We start from the raw sequence: 14,911 nt of genomic DNA, 5'->3' as shown, positions 1-14,911 counted from the left end.
GCCCTGGCGGTGCTGCGCCAGTTCCGCTGGCCGAGGCCTGCGGGGCGAGCAGCGTCGCGCCCAGCAGCGGGAGGGTGGCCAGAGCGGCCCGGATCGACAGTCGCATGTGCGAGCAAAGCGGTTGCCGTCCGGTTTGTTCCCCGGACACGCGCTCACCGGCGCACGGTGCCCGACCAGGCGATGATCACTGCCCCCGGGGGAACCCGATCAGCGCGGTGCGGTGCCCACGTGCAGGTGCACGACTCCCCCGGTCAGCGGCCGCCAGGCCACCCGTTCCCAGCCGGCCGCGGTGAGCTGCTCGCCGAGCCGGGGCGGGGTGTGCCAGGCCTGGATGGACTCGGCGAGGTAGCGGTAGGCGTCGGGGTTGGTGCTGACCCTGCGGGCGATCAGCGGCACCACGTGCCGCAGGTAGGCGGTGAAAAGCGCGCCGTTGAGCGGTGCCGGCGGGATGCTGAACTCGCAGACCACCAGCCGGCCGCCGGGCCGGGTGACGGCGAGCATCTCGCGCAGCGCGGCGGCCACGTCGCCGATGTTGCGCAGCCCGAAGGAGATGGTCACCGCGTCGAAGCTGTCCCTGGCGAAGGGCAGGGCGTGCGCGTCGGCGGCGACCCGGGGCAGGTCTGGATGCCGCCGCCCGGCCACCCCGAGCATGCCCAGGGACAGGTCGCAGGCCACGGCGTACGCGCCGGTGGCGGCCAGGGCCGCGGTGGAGGTGCCGGTGCCGGCGGCCACGTCCAGCACCCGCCTGCCCGGACCGGCATTGGCCGCCGCGGCCATCTCCCGGCCCCAGGCGTCCATCCGTCCCCACCACAGGCGGGCGCGGGTGCGGTCGTAGCCGTCGGCGACCTGGTCGAACATGGCCGACACCTGGCTGGTCTGCTTGTCGAGGTTCGCGCGCACCATGGCCACCAGCATGCCAGTGGCGGCCCCGTGCCTTGATCACGCCCGCGCGGCCCCCGGCGACGCCTCCCGGCTGGCCCCAGGCACGTCCGGCTCCACCGTCGCCGAACCAGCCGCCACCGCCGAACCGGCTTCCGGTGCGGCCCCGCGCCCGGTCACCGCGGCCACCGCGACCGCGGCCAGCAACCCGAACACCGCGAACAGGTAGAACCCCCACGGGTAGGCGATGCCGGCCGAGACCAGCCAGCCGCCCAGCAGTGGCCCGGTGATGCCGCCGATCCGTCCCATGCCCGCGGTCCAGCCCAGTCCGGTGGCGCGGGCGTGCGGCGGGTAGATGTGCTGCGTGTAGGCGTAGATCAGCACCTGCGCGCTGAAGACGAAGCACCCGGCCAGGAACACCACCACGTAAAGCCCCAGCGTCGGCATCCGCAGGCTGAACAGCGCCAGGAACAGCGCCGCGCCCAGGAACCAGCCGATCACCGCCTTGCGCACCCCGGTCCGGTCCGCGACCCGGCCCGCGACGAGCAGTCCGACCACCGCGCCGACGTTGAGGGTGAGCAGCAGCCCCAGCGCGTCGCCGAGCGGATACCCGGCCTGGCGCATGATCTGCGGCAGCCAGGTGTTGAGCCCGTAGACCAGCACCAGCCCGAGGAAGGTGCTGACCCAGAACGCGATGGTGGCCCGCAACAGCTTGCCCTGGAACAGCGAGCGCACCGCGTTGCCCGCCGCGGCGGTGGTCGACCCGGCCGCGGCGCGGGCCCGCTCGAAGGTGGGCGACTCGGGCAGGTACCGCACCATCAGCGGCACCAGCACCAGCGCGGGCAGCGCCCCCGCGACGAACATCGCCCGCCACCCCAGCTGCGGGATCAGCAGCAGCCCCAGCAAGGAGGTCAGCACCGCCCCGGCGTGGTAGCCGGTCATCACCAGCGTGGTCGCGCTGCTGGCCCGCCCCCGCTCGGCGTTGGTCTCCGCGACCAGGCTGATCGCGGTCGGCAGGCACCCGCCGAGCCCCAGTCCGGCCAGGAACCGCAACAGGCCGAAGATCAGCGCCGAGGGCGCGAACGCGCACAGCAGCGTGCACAGCGAGAAGATCGTCACCGACAGGATGAGCGTCTTGCGCCGCCCGATGACGTCGGTGACGGTGCCGATGGCCAGCGCGCCGATCATCATCCCGACCAGCCCGGCGGTGGAGACCGCCGCGCCGGTGCCCGCGGTCAGGCCCCAGACTTGTTCGCCGAGCAGCACGGGTAGCACGACACCCAGGACCACCAGGTCGAATCCGTCCAGCAGGACCGCGGTCCAGCAGAGGGGTTGCACCCATTTGCCGTGCGGGTTTCCAGTCTGCGTCACGGGGGCTCCTTCGCCAGGCCGTCCGAGGGTTGGGCAAGCCTAGGAACGCGGATAGAGCGGCTACCACGGTAGTCTTCCACTCACCGGAAACCCCCAGCCCACCCCCACCAGTTTTTCTCTAGCAGACCCCGTGGAGTCCACAATGGACAGTCAACCGCCACGCTCGGTCACCCTGCGCGCCCTCACCCTGCTCGCCACCTTCACCCCAGCCCATCCTCGCCAAACCCTCTCCGAGATGTCCCGCCGAGCAGGCATCCCCCTGGCCACCACGCACCGCCTGCTCCGCGACCTGACCGACTGGGGCGCGATCACCAAGGACCCCGACGGCGGCTACCGGATAGGCCTGCGCCTGTGGGAGCTGGGCATGCTCACCCCGGCGGTCAACCGCCTCCGCGAAGCAGCCCTCCCCTTCATGCAGGAGCTCTACGAAACCACCCGCGAAAACATCCACCTGGCCGTCCGAGCAGGCGACGAGGCCCTGTACGTCGATCGCCTCAGCGGCCACCGCTCAGTAGCGATCATCTCCCGAGCAGGCAGCCGCCTCCCCCTGCACGCCACCGGAGTGGGCAAGATCCTGCTGTCCCACCAAGACCCAGACTTCATCCACCGCTTCTGCACCACAGCCCCGGCCAGATGCACCAAGTACACCATCGTCGAACCAGGCCGCCTGCTCCGCGAACTCAACGAGGTCCGCCGCCGCGGCTACGCCCTCACCTCCGAGGAGATGAGCCTGGGCACCTGCTCGGTGGCCGTCCCCGTCCGCGACACCGACGGAACAGTCCTCGCCGCCCTGGGCATGGTCCTGCACACGGTACGAGCCGACCTGGCCAAACAAGCCCCCGCCCTCCAGACGGCGGCCCTGGGAATCGAACGAAGGCTGGCGGCCGGCGAGGAGGACTGGACATAGCGTCAATCGCAGGCGTCCCAGACCGCGAACCCTTCTTCGGCACGCGAACGCTTCCCCAGCCTCTGCCAGACTCGCCCCAGCACAGCACTTGACCACCGGAAACACCCACTCACAGCCCGAGGACGGAGATCGCCAGAACACAATCAGACGCTCAAGATCAAGACGGAAAGCAACCTTTTCGGCCCGAAAAGCGTTCCGCAGAGGAAGCGGAGGCGCGGGCGGGGAAACAAGCGGGCAAGCCACGGCCCACCCGGCCACCAACCACACCGAGCCAGCCCAGCCCAGGCCAGCCACCGACCCCAGCCCAGCCGAGCCGAGCCGAGCCCCCAGACGGCCACCCCCAGGCCCGCCTGGCGCGACCGGGTCACCGGCCTGGCGGGACGTGGCCACCTGCGCAGGCCAGCCGGGCGACCCGGCGATCGTGTTGGCCGCGGCGCGCAGCTGGACGGTCCTGGCGCGAGGATAGGCGCGGGCACGCGACCAGGTCAGCGTGACGCTCCGAGCGCGCGGAGCCAGGCGGCGGCCGAGCGTCGGGCGCACACCGGCGATCAGGAGCGACCCGCGGGAGCGCCTTGCCCGTTGCCGACCCGTCGAGCGAGCCGCAACGCCGCGGACCTGGCGACAGCGGCGGCAACGGTCGCGAGCGCCGGAGGCCAACGAGGCGTCGACGAATGAGCCGCCGCAAGCGCCGGCCGCGGGACGGGATCGCGCGCCCTTCGAGGCGTCAGCCGCGAGCGACGGGCGCCACCGCAACCGGCAGCGGCTGGCAGCGCAACCGGCAGCGGGCTGGCAGGGCGCGTCCGAGGCGGGGTGACGGCATCCGCTCCCAACTGGCCACACGAACGGGCGAAGTCGAGCGGCCACAAGAACATCTCCGACGCTGAGCGACGAGCGTGACCGCCGCCAGGCAACGGACGCGCTCACGGCGGATTTCGCTTGCGGCAGAAGCGTCTCGCGCCTCCGAAGCCCGCCGCTGCCCCGCCCACGGCGTCACACGACACATACGCAACGAAGGCCCCGGCACGAGTCCGTCGGCAACCAGCACCGGCTCGGCACCGGCGCTGACAACAGGCCAACCGGCAACCGGCGCGAGACAGCGGCGGGAGGCCGGCGGCAACCGGCGGAAGACAAGCGGAAGCGACCGTCCCTTGTGGACAGTCACCCCGACCCGGCGAGCGGCTCGGCCGATGCCGGAGTGGTCCGGCACCAGCCAACGCCGCACGGCTTCGCCGGGGCCAGTGGCCGGATGACCGGCAAGTGGCCCCGAACGGGTGAACCTGATGTGCCTGATGTACTGGGTGACCCGATCGGGGTAGTCCTGCACCCCCGGGTCGCGGCCTGAGGAAGATCAGGTGATCTTGGCGCGACCGCTAGCGTCCTCGGCGGCTCGATGTCCGTCGAGGGGAAGTCCCCGACCCGCCAACGGGTCAGGGCTGGTGGATCAGGACCTCACCGAGTTGGCGTCGGCCTCGGCGCGCAGGACTTCGTCCAGGCGTTCAAGGAACAGCTCGAAGCTGATCTCCGGCGGGAGGACGTCGTCCTCGCCGGTCAGCTCCACCTGCGGAAACTCGTCGACGGGCAGATCGACGCGGTCATCTACCGGCTGTGCTGGCTCGCGATCGAGCGCGAACAGGTCCTGCTGCCCAGTGGTGGTGTTGGACGGTTCGGTGACCGTGGCCTGACTCCCGTTCGCACTTGCCGGGCCGTGCGCGATGCGTGGCATCGCGGCCCGCCAGGTGACCTTCGAACTGGTGATACGGCTTCGCCGAACCGGGTGCGGCGTGAACACGAACGTCTCCGTTCTGGCCAGTTGAGAAGTACCCCCACAGAGAGGGTAACGAATCGGAGAAGAATACTGCTAATAGGACTCGGCCACTCGACTTCCGATGGGTTGCCGCGAGCCGGTTCTGCCGGTCGCACCCGTCATGATCAGCAACTTTCGCCCTCGCCGGAGCAGCGGCGTTGCCGTTGGCGCGCAGACGCGAGCGCCGTTGCGAAGCCGTGTTGAGGCGTTCGTCACCGCACTTTCCGAAACGGTCACGGTACGGAAAAGGGGGTACACCGAAGCACCCGTTCGGCCCAACGAAGTTGTGCGTTCTCCGGACACCCACGCGGATATCGACGACGAGGACCGCCGGCCGGGGAGCGACCGGCCGACCGCCGACGCGGCCTCCGCGAGACAGTCCCAGCGTCGAGAATGTCCACAGTGGACAAACGACTCGGCGTCACCGGATTCGAGCCCGATTTGTTCCGTTTGTGACGCACAAGCGCGGCGACCCCGAGTGTGCGGACCGCCCAGCAACTCGTGTTGACACACCCATTAGCGTGACTGCCATCACTCGTTCGCGAGCGGTGGTTGTACAGGTAAATCGCCTGGTAACAGGGGGCAGGACACGTGAACAGGAATGCGCTCGCCGGAGGGGTGCGGGGTGGCGCGGCGATGGTGGGGCAGGTCCACGGGGGCGTGCACTTCCACGGGGCCGCCGGGGCGTCGACCGCGGAGCCGCGCTGGCCGAGGCGGTACGGGGTGGTGCCGCCGCGGGCGGACTGCTTCCAGCCGCGCGCGGAGGGCACGCGGCTGGCCGAACTGACCACGCCCGCGGCTGAGAACGCGACCGAGAACGAGAGCGGGAACGAAAGCGGGAACGAAAGCAGCGGCGGGAGCGGGAATGGGCCTGGTGCCGATCATGGCCACGGTGCCGCGGTGGTGCTCTCCGGTCCCGCCGGGGCCGGCAAGACCCAGCTCGCCGCCGACCACGTCCGCCGCCTCTCCGGAGACCTGGACCTGCTCGTCTGGGTGACCGCGAACTCCCGCGAGGCGGTGATCGCCGCCTACGCCTCCGCCTACGCCGACCTGACCGGCTTCGGCGGTGGCGCGGAGCTCGCCGCGGAACGCTTCCTCGCCTGGCTGGCGCACGCGCCGCAGCGCTGGCTGGTGGTCCTGGACGACGTCCGCGCGCCGGCCGACCTCAACGGCCTGTGGCCGCCGGGTCCGGTGCTGGCCACCACCCGCAGGCTGGACGCGGCACTGCGCGGCGCTGGACGCCGGATCCTGGACGTCGGGCTGTTCAGCGCCGCCGAAGCAGCCGCCTACCTGGCCGCGAAGTTCGCCGGGACCCCGCGCCTACTAACCGGGGCGGACGGCCTTGCCGAGGACCTCGGCCGGCTGCCGCTGGCATTGGCGCAGGCCAGCGCGTACATCATCGACCAGGACCTGACCTGCGCGCAGTACCGCGCGCGGCTGGCCGACCGGCGGCGGCGACTGGACTCGCTGCTGCCGGAGCGGGACGCGTTGCCCGATGAGCACCTGGCCACGGTCGCCGCGGCCTGGTCGCTGTCGATCGAGCGCGCCGACCGGCTGGAACCGGCGGGGCTGGCCCGGCCGCTGCTGACCGTGGCCAGCGTGCTGGACCCCAACGGCGCGCCGGAAGCGGTGTTCACCAGCCCTGCCGTGCTCGAGCACCTCGGCGAGATCGTCGGCAGGCCGGTGGACGCCGAGCAGGCGCGCACCGCGCTGCGCGGACTGCACCGGATGAACCTGGTGACCCACGACCCGGGCACGCCGCACCGCGCGGTCCGGGTGCACACGCTGGTGCAGCGGGCCGCGCGGGAGGAGCTGGGCGAACGCCTGCCCTGCTGGGCGAAGCTGGTCGCGGACGCGCTGCGCCAGGTGTGGCCGCCGGCGGAGCAGGACCTGCCGCTGGTGCGGGCGTTGCGGGCGAACACCGCGGCGCTGCACCGGCACACCGCCGACCAGCGCTGGACCGCCGAGCACGAGCTGTTCTTCCACGCTGGCAACAGCCTCGGCGAGAGCGGGCAGGTCGCCGCGGCCACCCGCTGGTTCCACCGGCTGCACCGGCTCACCCGGCAGCTGGTCGGCGCGGATCACCCGAGCACGTTGACCGCGCGGCACAACGCGGCCTACTGGCGCGGCGAGACCGGTGACGCCGCGGGCGCGGTGCGGGAGCTGGAGCGGGTGCTCGCCGACCAGGAACGGGTGCTCGGGCCACGCCATCCGCACGCCCTGACCACCCGGCACAACCTCGCGCGCTGGCGCGGCCACGCCGGTGCGCACGCGCGCGCCGTGCCCGAGTTGGAGGCGGTGCTGCGCGAGCAGGTGCAGATCCTCGGCGCGCGCCACCCGGACACCCTGACCACCCGGCACGACCTGGCCCGCTGGCGCGGCGCGACCGGTGACGCCGCGGCCGCGGTGACCGAGCTGGAACGGCTGCTGCGGGACCAGATCTTCGCCCTCGGCCCCTGGCACCCGAACACGCTGACCACCCGGCACAACCTGGCGCGCTGGCGCGGTCACGCCGGTGATCCGGCGGCGGCGGTGACCGAGCTGGCCAGGGTGCTCGACGACCAGGTGCGGGTGCTCGGGCCGTGGCATCCGAACATCTTGATCACCTGCCACAACCTGGTGCACTGGCGGATGGTCCTGGACGGCACGGCCGCGCCCTGAACCGCCTGCCGGGCGGGCGGTGTTCGGCCAACCGGGTCACGGCGTTCGCCCAGGTTGATCACCACGGGGTATCAGCGGCTCCACCGGCGGTTTTCGCGGCTACGATCCGGCCGTGCGCACGCCTGACTCCGCAGTCCTCGAACGCGAGTCGGAGCTTTCCCGGATCGAGGCGGCGCTGGACTCGGCCGCCCGCGGCGAGGGCCGGGTGCTGCTGATCGAGGGCCGCGCCGGGATCGGCAAGACCCGCCTGGTGCAGGCCACCAGGGACTTGGCCAAGGCACGCGGTTTCGGCCGGCTGCAGGCCGTCGGCGACGCCCTGGAGAGCGCGATGGCCTGGGGTGTGGTGCGGCAGATGGTGGAGCGGTCGGTCTCCCGCTACACCGGGGAGATCAGGGCCGCGCTGCTGGCCGGACCGTCCGGGGACGCGTTGCGCGCGCTGGACGCCGCGGCCACCGACCCGAGCGAGGCGGAACTGGCCCGCACCCTGCATTCGCTGTGGTGGGTGGCGGTGGACCTGTCCGCGTCCCGGCCGCTGCTGATCACCGTGGACGATGCGCACTGGGCCGACCTGTCCTCCGCGCAGTTCCTGGTCTACCTGTCGCGGCGGATCGCCGACCTGCCGATCGCGCTGGTCGTGGCCACCCGGCCGCCCGCGGAGAACACCGGGCCGCTGGCCCAGCTGAGCGTGTCCCGGCAGGCCGAGCGGGTGCTGCCGCGGCCACTGACCGCCGCGGCGCTGACCGCACTGCTCGCCGCCCGCCCCGGACCGGCCGCCGCACCGGCCGTGGTCGCGGCGCTGCACGCGGCCAGCGGCGGAAACCCTTTCCTGGCAAGGGTTCTGGTCGACGAGCTGGACGCGCTGGGCCTGCCCCTGGATGCGGCCGCCACCGCGGCGCGGGTCGGCACACTGGGCCCGAGCACGGTGTTCCGGGCCGCGCTGGGCCGGTTGCCCTCGGCGGCGGTGCGGCTGGCCGGGGCGGCCGCGGTGCTCGGTGTCGGCAGCGACCCGTGGCAGGCCGCGACGATCACCGGACTCGACCCGGCCGAGCTGACCGCCGCGGCCGAAGCTCTCGCCGCGGCGAACGTGCTGGTCAGCGACGGGGACCACCTGGTCTTTGTGCATCCGGTGGTGCGCGAGGCGGTGCTCGCCGACCTGGGCCCGGTGGCCCGCCGGGGGTTGCACGCGCGGGCCGCGGTCGAGCTGGCCGCGGCGAACGCGCCTGCCGACCGGATCGCCGCGCACCTGGCGCAAGCCCCGCGCGGGACCCTGCCGGAGGCGGCCGCGGTGCTGCGCCGGGCCGCGGTGGCACTGCTGGCTGCCGGGGACGCCCGGACCGCGACCGAGCACTTGACCAGGGCGGTTGACGAGGACCCGGACGATCCGGCGTTGCGGGCGGAGCTGGGGCGGGCGCTGCTGCGCACCGGGGAGGCCGCGCGGGCCAGGGATGAGCTGCGCGCCGCGGCCGCCGGTCTGCCCGACGCGGAGCTGCTCGCGGCGGCGGCCTCGGCGACCGCGGTGGTCGACGGCCCGGCCACCGCCATCGCCGAGCTGGAGGCCGCGATCCGGGCCAGGCCCGCCGGAGACCGGGACGCCGGGCGGCTGCACCTGGAGGCGCGGCTGGCGGTGATCCGCTCGTTCATGGCCGAGGAACGGCACCGCTCCTCCGCCCACCTGCGCGGATACGCCGACCTGCCGGGCGGCACACCGGATGAGCGGACGCTGCTCGGGCTGCTCGCCCAGATGGGCCGCTACGAGGTCTCCCCCGCCGCCGAGGTCGCCGCCACCGCGAGCCGGGCGCTGGCCAACGGCGCCTACTTCGACGACGCCACCGGCTCCACCGAGGCCATGGTCGCCTGGGTGGTCGCGCTGCTGGCGCTGATCTCCGCGGACGGCGTGGAGCCGGCGCGGCGGGAGATCGACCGGGCGCGGCTGCGGGTGCGCGCGCACGGCTCCCCGGTGGAGTTCGCCATGGTGGCCAACGCGGGACTGTTCCTGAGCTGGCGGCTCGGCGACGTGGCCGCGGTGGACGCCGAGTCCGAAGGGGCGCTGGCCGCGATCACCCACGAGGACCCGGCCCCGCACGTGATCGCCCTGCGCGCCACCGGCACCCACTTCACCGTCTACGCCGCCCTGGAACGCGGCGACCTGGACGGCGCGGCCGCCGCGCTGGACCGCTTCGACACCGCGCACCCGGACCGGCCGACCATGATGCCGACCATCTGGCTGCACGAGCCCAGGGCGCTGATCGCGTTGGGGCGCAACGATCCCCGCCTCGCCCGCGCCGAGTCCGCCCGGCAGCGGGACCTGATGGCAGAGGCCGGTCTGGACCCGCCGACCATCCCGTGGCGGGCACCCGCGGTGCGCGCGGCCATGCTGCTCGGCGACACCGCCGAGGCGGGCACGCTGGCCGCCGAACAGCTGGCCATCGCCCGCAGGTGGGGCGCGGCCACCGAGGTCGGGGCGGCGCTGCGGCTGCTCGCACACGCCGACCCGGAGCGCAGACTGGACCTGCTGACCGAGTCCGTCGCGGTGTTGCGGGCGAGCCCGGCACGGCTGGAGCTGGCCAGGTCCCTGGTCGACCTCGGCGAGGCGCTGCGGGTCGCGCGGCGGCGCGGGGACGCCCGCGAAGTGCTGCACCGGGGCATCGACCTGGCCGGGGACTGCGGCTCGGCGGCGCTGCGGCAACGCGCGGTGGAAGCCCTGGAGGCGCTGGGCGACCGGCCGCGGCGACCGGTGTTCGCCGGGCCCGAGGCGCTGACCGCCAGCGAACGCCGGGTCGCCGGGCTGGCCGCGGCCGGGCGGGCCAACCGGGAGATCGCCCAAGAGCTGTTCGTGACGCCCAAGACCGTGGAGAACCACCTGGGGCGGATCTACACCAAGCTCGGCATCACCGGCCGCCGGGACCTGGCACAGGCGCTGGTGTAGGGGGTCGGGGCGGATTTGGGGGTTCGCCCCTCATGCCCGTGGGGGGTCCCGGAGAACAGGCTCTACCTATCACGCCGCGAGGGGCGGCGGAGAAACCGAAGGTAGGAGCCATGATCCGCAAGGCCAGCACCCTGATCCTCGCCGCAGCAGCGACCGCCGCCACCATGGCCGCGCTCCCCGGCGCCGCATCGGCGGACATCGCTCCCCCGCCCACCTGCGTCCGCTCCACTGATGTCAGCGGCGCCGACTTCGACGTCAAGCAGTGCGGCGTCAGCGACGTCGACCAGTTCCGCGCCGGCCTGGAGAACAACGGCAGCGCCTACTGCGGCCCCGCCTCGCTGTACAACGTGCTGCACTACTGGGCGCACGAGAAGAGCGCCCCGGTCGGCTGGCTCACCACCGACCTGCGCAACCTCAACCCCAAGGACCAGGCCGACTACAACGTCATCACCAACTCGATCGGGCGCATCGGCGTGGACGCCAAGTACGACGGCGGCACCAACATGGGCAACCTGCGCAACGCCTTCACCATCGCCACCAAGAAGGCCCGCGACGCCGGCTGGACCACCACCTCCGGCAACACCAGCAGCCACACCAGCGCCGACTTCTCCGGCGACCTGGCCAAGAAGCTGAACGAAGGCCCCGTCCAGCTGGTCTACGGCCGCTACCAGGAGGGCCCCCAGACCGGCAGCCTGGAGCGCAACGGCGGCCACATCGTCACCGTGGTCGCGGCCAAGGGCTCCTTCGGCGGCAACACGGTGCAGCTCAAGCTGGCCGACCCGGGCCGCGCCTGGGACCACGGCGACGGCGACTACCTGAAGACCCAGTCGGCGTACGAGTCGCTGGACGTGACGCTGACCCGCCGGGTGATCAACGAGTACCTGCCGGTGGACGACAACCCGGAGACCGCCGAGGACGAGAGCCTCAAGCCCGGCACCTACCGGACGGTGAACCGCTGGGAGCTGACCGGACCGCGTTACGTGGGCACGACCCGGCAGATGGTGGAGACGTTCAACTGGTTCTCCATGGCGCCGTGAGCCCGACTGCTCACTCGAATGGAGTGTGAATGAGGACCCCGTCCGGGTGACGGGGTCCTCGCCTTTTCCGGCTGAGCCTGTGGATAGCTGCGACGAGCCAGCCGCGCTTGCACAGTGCCCGCGGAGCTGTTTCCCCTGCTCAGAGAGCTGCCGCTGGCGTATGGGGACTGGTGGGGCGGCCGAGTCGGGTGCTCGCGGCGCGGTAGACTGCGGTCGGCTCAACCGGCATTCGCTGACCCCAGCCGACGCGAAGATCAAGACGCAAAGCAACCTTTTCGGCCCGAAAAGCGTTCCGCAGAGGAAGCGGAGGGCGGGGCGGGGAACACGCGGGCCGGACACAGCTCAGCACCGGCTGTCCCAGGCCCGGCGCTACAGCCACAATGCGCCGGTCCCAGCGCGCGAGCCCAACGGCCCGGTCGTCGGCTCCGGGGTGGGTGGGTCCCGCCGCGGGACCGCGGACCCGCCGTCGGCTACGGCACCCGCCGCCTGCGCCTCACCACCGACGCCTCACCGCCGACGCATCGCGGCCGGCGCGTCGCCGCTGTCGGCGCGACTCCAGCGGCGCCGACGCGCATCGGCCCGGGCAACCCCCAGCCCGTGGGCATCGCAACAGCCCACCGGCTCCGCGCCCCGCCCCACCGGCTCCGCGCCCCGCCCGGCCCGGTCCGCGGCCCGGCCCGCTCGCACATCGCCTCGACGCACCTCGCCCGCAGCCCCGGCTGGCGTCGTCTGGCGTCGGGCGCTCCGGGCTCGTCCCGGCAGGTCCGCACGCAGGACACACACGCGGGAAACGCGGGCCGCAACACGCGGTAGGCGACACGCCACCTGATCGAGTTGGTTGCCTGTGCCGTACTCGGGCTACCACCATGGGAGATACCTGGGCACTCCGAACGGCGGGTTGATCGCGATGACGGGATCCACGGGCACACCGTTCGACACCCTGCTGGACGAGGCCGACCCGGGGCCGCCCCGGGCGCGGCGGGTCGCGAGCGGGGTGTTGAAGCTGGTTGGACTGTGCGCGCTGGCCGGGATGCTGGCCGCGGGCGTGTTGTTCCCGCTCGCCGGGGGCGCGGGCGCGGTGGCGGTGCTGGCCAGCGACGATGTGAATCGGACCGCGGCGGAGCTGATCGGCGACGAGGTGCCGCAGATGACCGCGTTGCTGGACACCGACGGGAAGCCCTTCGCCCACATCTACGACCAGTACCGGGTGCCGTTGCCGGCGCACGAGATCTCCAACACGGTGAAGTCGGCGATCGTGGCGATCGAGGACCACCGGTTCTACGACCACCAGGGCGTGGATCCGGTGGCACTGGGACGGGCCGCCATCTCGAACGCGGTCGCCGGGCGGATCTCGCAGGGCGGATCGACCCTGACCCAGCAGTACGTGAAGAACCACCTCACGCACATCTCGGCCAAGACCCCGGTGGAGCGGACCAGGGCGCAGGAGCAGTCGATGGCGCGCAAGATCCGCGAACTGCGGATCGCGCTGCAGCTGGAACAAACCCTGAGCAAGGACGAGATCCTGACTCGCTACCTCAACACCGTGCCGTTCGGGCAGAACTCCTTCGGCATCCAGGCCGCGGCGCGCGCCTACTTCGACACCACCCAGGACAAGCTGACCGTCGCCCAGGCCGCGCTGCTGGCCGGGATCGTCAACGAGCCGAGCGCGCTCAACCCCTACCGGCATCCGGAGCGGGCACTGGAGCGGCGCAACGTGGTCATCGACGAGATGGTGCGCCAGGGCCGCCTCCCTGCCGATGTCGGCGAGGCGGAGAAGAAGACCAACCTCGAGCTGTCGCCCACGCCCGCCCGCCCGCCCAACGGCTGCGTCGGAGTCGGCGACCCCGGCTACTTCTGCGACTATGCGTTGAAGTACCTGGAAAACTCCGGCTTTCAGCGGGACGACCTGCGCCGCGGCGGCTACACGATCAAGACCACCCTGGACCGCAACGCACTGGCCAAGGCCAAGGCCTCGGTGGACAAGGAAGTCCCGCCGCAGACCCAGAACGTGGCCAACGCGATGGCCATCGTCAAGCCCGGCAAGGACAAACACCGCGTGGTCGCGCTGACCGCGAACCGCACCTACGGCCTGAACCGCAAGGCCCACCAGACCACCCTCGGCCTGCCGTACGCGCCGCAGAACCACGGCGCCGGGTCGATCTACAAGATCTTCACCGCGGCCGCGCTGCTGGAACAGGGCGGCACGCTGACCGAGTCGGTGCCGGTGCCCGGCACCTACGTCTCCAACGTCTTCCTCGGTGGCGGGGCCAGTTGCCCGCAGGGCGCGATGGGCCTGCGCAAGTACTGCGTGCAGAACGCCGAGAACAGCAACTACCCGCCCCGGATGAGCCTGCAGGACGCGCTGGCGAAGTCACCGAACACCACCTTCGTGCACCTGCTGGAGCGCGTCGGGGTGAAGGCCGCGGTGGACATGGCGCAGCGACTCGGCCTGCGCACGCTGGGCACCATGACCGCGACGGAGGACCGGAAGAAGCGCCCGATCGGCCGGTTCTTCGCCGAGCAGAACTTCGGCTCGTTCACCCTCGGCCCCACCCCGACCAGCACGCTCGAGCTGGCCAACGTCGGCGCGACCCTGGCCAGTGAGGGCATGTGGTGCCCGCCCAGCCCAATCGAGGCGGTGCTGGACCGCAAGGACCAGCCGGTTCCGGTGCAGGAGCAGAAGTGCGAGCAGGTGGTGCAGCCGGGGCTGGCGAACGCGATGACGGTGGCGCTGAGCAAGGACACCCTGGGCGGCACCGCGACCACGGCGGCCAAGTTGGTGAAGTGGGACCGGCCGATGGCGGGCAAGACCGGCACCACCCAGGAGCACAAGTCGGCCGGTTTCCTCGGCTTCACCCCGCAACTGTCGGCCGCGGTGTTCACCTTCGACGACACCTCTGCGCCGCAGACCCTGTGCGACGGTGGCCCGGACCAGCCGCCGCGACCGTGTTCGCAGGGCCGGTACATCTATGGCGGGAAGTACTCGGCGCGCACCTGGTTCCGCGCGATGAACGGCGACAACGGGCAGGGCGGGATCATGAACGACCTGCCGGTGGCCGGGCTGCCGGAGGTCGAGGGGCGGTACCTGAACAGCGATCGGCCGCGGCCGCCGGAGATCGAGGCGGCGGGCGAGCGGCCGAAGCCGACCCGGACCCGCACCCCCGCGCCACCGCCGCCGACCACGAGCACCGGTGGTCGCCCGGTGACCACGACGCCGAGCCGGCCGCCGACCTCGGCCAGGCCGACCACCCCGCCACCGACCCGGACGAAGCCGACGCGTACCGGCTGACGAGTGGTCCACCCTGCCAACGCGTGCACGTCGGGTC

At 72.5% G+C, this 14,911-nt stretch carries 8 protein-coding genes; 5 read left to right on the top strand and 3 right to left on the bottom strand.

All coding sequences use genetic code 11. The annotated features are described in order from the left end of the window. Positions 1-207: 207 nt before the first annotated feature. Both ACWDY5_RS31455 and ACWDY5_RS31450 read right to left on the bottom strand, forming a co-directional pair. Positions 208-903 carry a ubiquinone/menaquinone biosynthesis methyltransferase gene (locus tag ACWDY5_RS31455; protein WP_449725765.1) on the bottom strand — a complete coding sequence of 232 codons (696 nt, stop codon included), beginning with the start codon at positions 901-903 and terminating at the stop codon, positions 208-210. Between the two features lie 36 nt (positions 904-939). Next, positions 940-2,250: an MFS transporter gene (locus ACWDY5_RS31450; protein ID WP_449725764.1), complete on the bottom strand. Its 1,311-nt coding sequence runs from the start codon at positions 2,248-2,250 to the stop codon at positions 940-942. A 142-nt stretch (positions 2,251-2,392) separates the two neighbouring features. Here ACWDY5_RS31450 and ACWDY5_RS31445 point away from each other — a divergent pair, with 142 nt between their 5' ends. Next, positions 2,393-3,157 carry an IclR family transcriptional regulator gene (locus ACWDY5_RS31445; protein ID WP_449725763.1) on the top strand — a complete coding sequence of 255 codons (765 nt, stop codon included), beginning with the start codon at positions 2,393-2,395 and terminating at the stop codon, positions 3,155-3,157. 1,441 nt (positions 3,158-4,598) lie between these two features. Here the strand turns inward: ACWDY5_RS31445 and ACWDY5_RS31440 are convergent. Beyond that, positions 4,599-4,946 (bottom strand): hypothetical protein, encoded by a 348-nt coding sequence (locus ACWDY5_RS31440; RefSeq protein ID WP_449725762.1) that lies wholly within the window; start codon positions 4,944-4,946, stop codon positions 4,599-4,601. A 606-nt stretch (positions 4,947-5,552) separates the two neighbouring features. Here ACWDY5_RS31440 and ACWDY5_RS31435 point away from each other — a divergent pair. The 4 genes from ACWDY5_RS31435 (at position 5,553) to ACWDY5_RS31420 (ending at position 14,874) form a co-directional block, all read left to right on the top strand. Beyond that, positions 5,553-7,622, top strand: coding sequence for a tetratricopeptide repeat protein (locus ACWDY5_RS31435; RefSeq protein ID WP_449725761.1), 2,070 nt, complete (start codon positions 5,553-5,555; stop codon positions 7,620-7,622). A gap of 112 nt (positions 7,623-7,734) precedes the next feature. Then, positions 7,735-10,548 carry an AAA family ATPase gene (locus ACWDY5_RS31430; RefSeq protein WP_449725760.1) on the top strand — a complete coding sequence of 938 codons (2,814 nt, stop codon included), beginning with the start codon at positions 7,735-7,737 and terminating at the stop codon, positions 10,546-10,548. 110 nt (positions 10,549-10,658) lie between these two features. Beyond that, positions 10,659-11,585 carry a hypothetical protein gene (locus ACWDY5_RS31425; RefSeq protein ID WP_449725759.1) on the top strand — a complete coding sequence of 309 codons (927 nt, stop codon included), beginning with the start codon at positions 10,659-10,661 and terminating at the stop codon, positions 11,583-11,585. A 907-nt stretch (positions 11,586-12,492) separates the two neighbouring features. Then, complete coding sequence (locus ACWDY5_RS31420) at positions 12,493-14,874, top strand: transglycosylase domain-containing protein (protein ID WP_449725758.1); 2,382 nt, start codon at positions 12,493-12,495, stop codon at positions 14,872-14,874. Positions 14,875-14,911: the final 37 nt, after the last annotated feature.

Source organism: Crossiella sp. NPDC003009 (genome assembly GCF_053591555.1).
The sequence above is the reverse complement of the archived record's forward strand: the minus strand, read 5'-3'. Positions and strand labels throughout refer to the sequence as shown.

Bases quoted from the DNA above. Each gene is read 5' to 3' on its own strand.
- ACWDY5_RS31455 (WP_449725765.1), bottom strand. From the start codon at position 903: ATGGTGCGCGCGAACCTCGACAAGCAGACCAGCCAGGTGTCGGCCATG.
- ACWDY5_RS31445 (WP_449725763.1), top strand. From the start codon at position 2,393: ATGGACAGTCAACCGCCACGCTCGGTCACCCTGCGCGCCCTCACCCTG.
- ACWDY5_RS31425 (WP_449725759.1), top strand. From the start codon at position 10,659: ATGATCCGCAAGGCCAGCACCCTGATCCTCGCCGCAGCAGCGACCGCC.
- ACWDY5_RS31420 (WP_449725758.1), top strand. From the start codon at position 12,493: ATGACGGGATCCACGGGCACACCGTTCGACACCCTGCTGGACGAGGCC.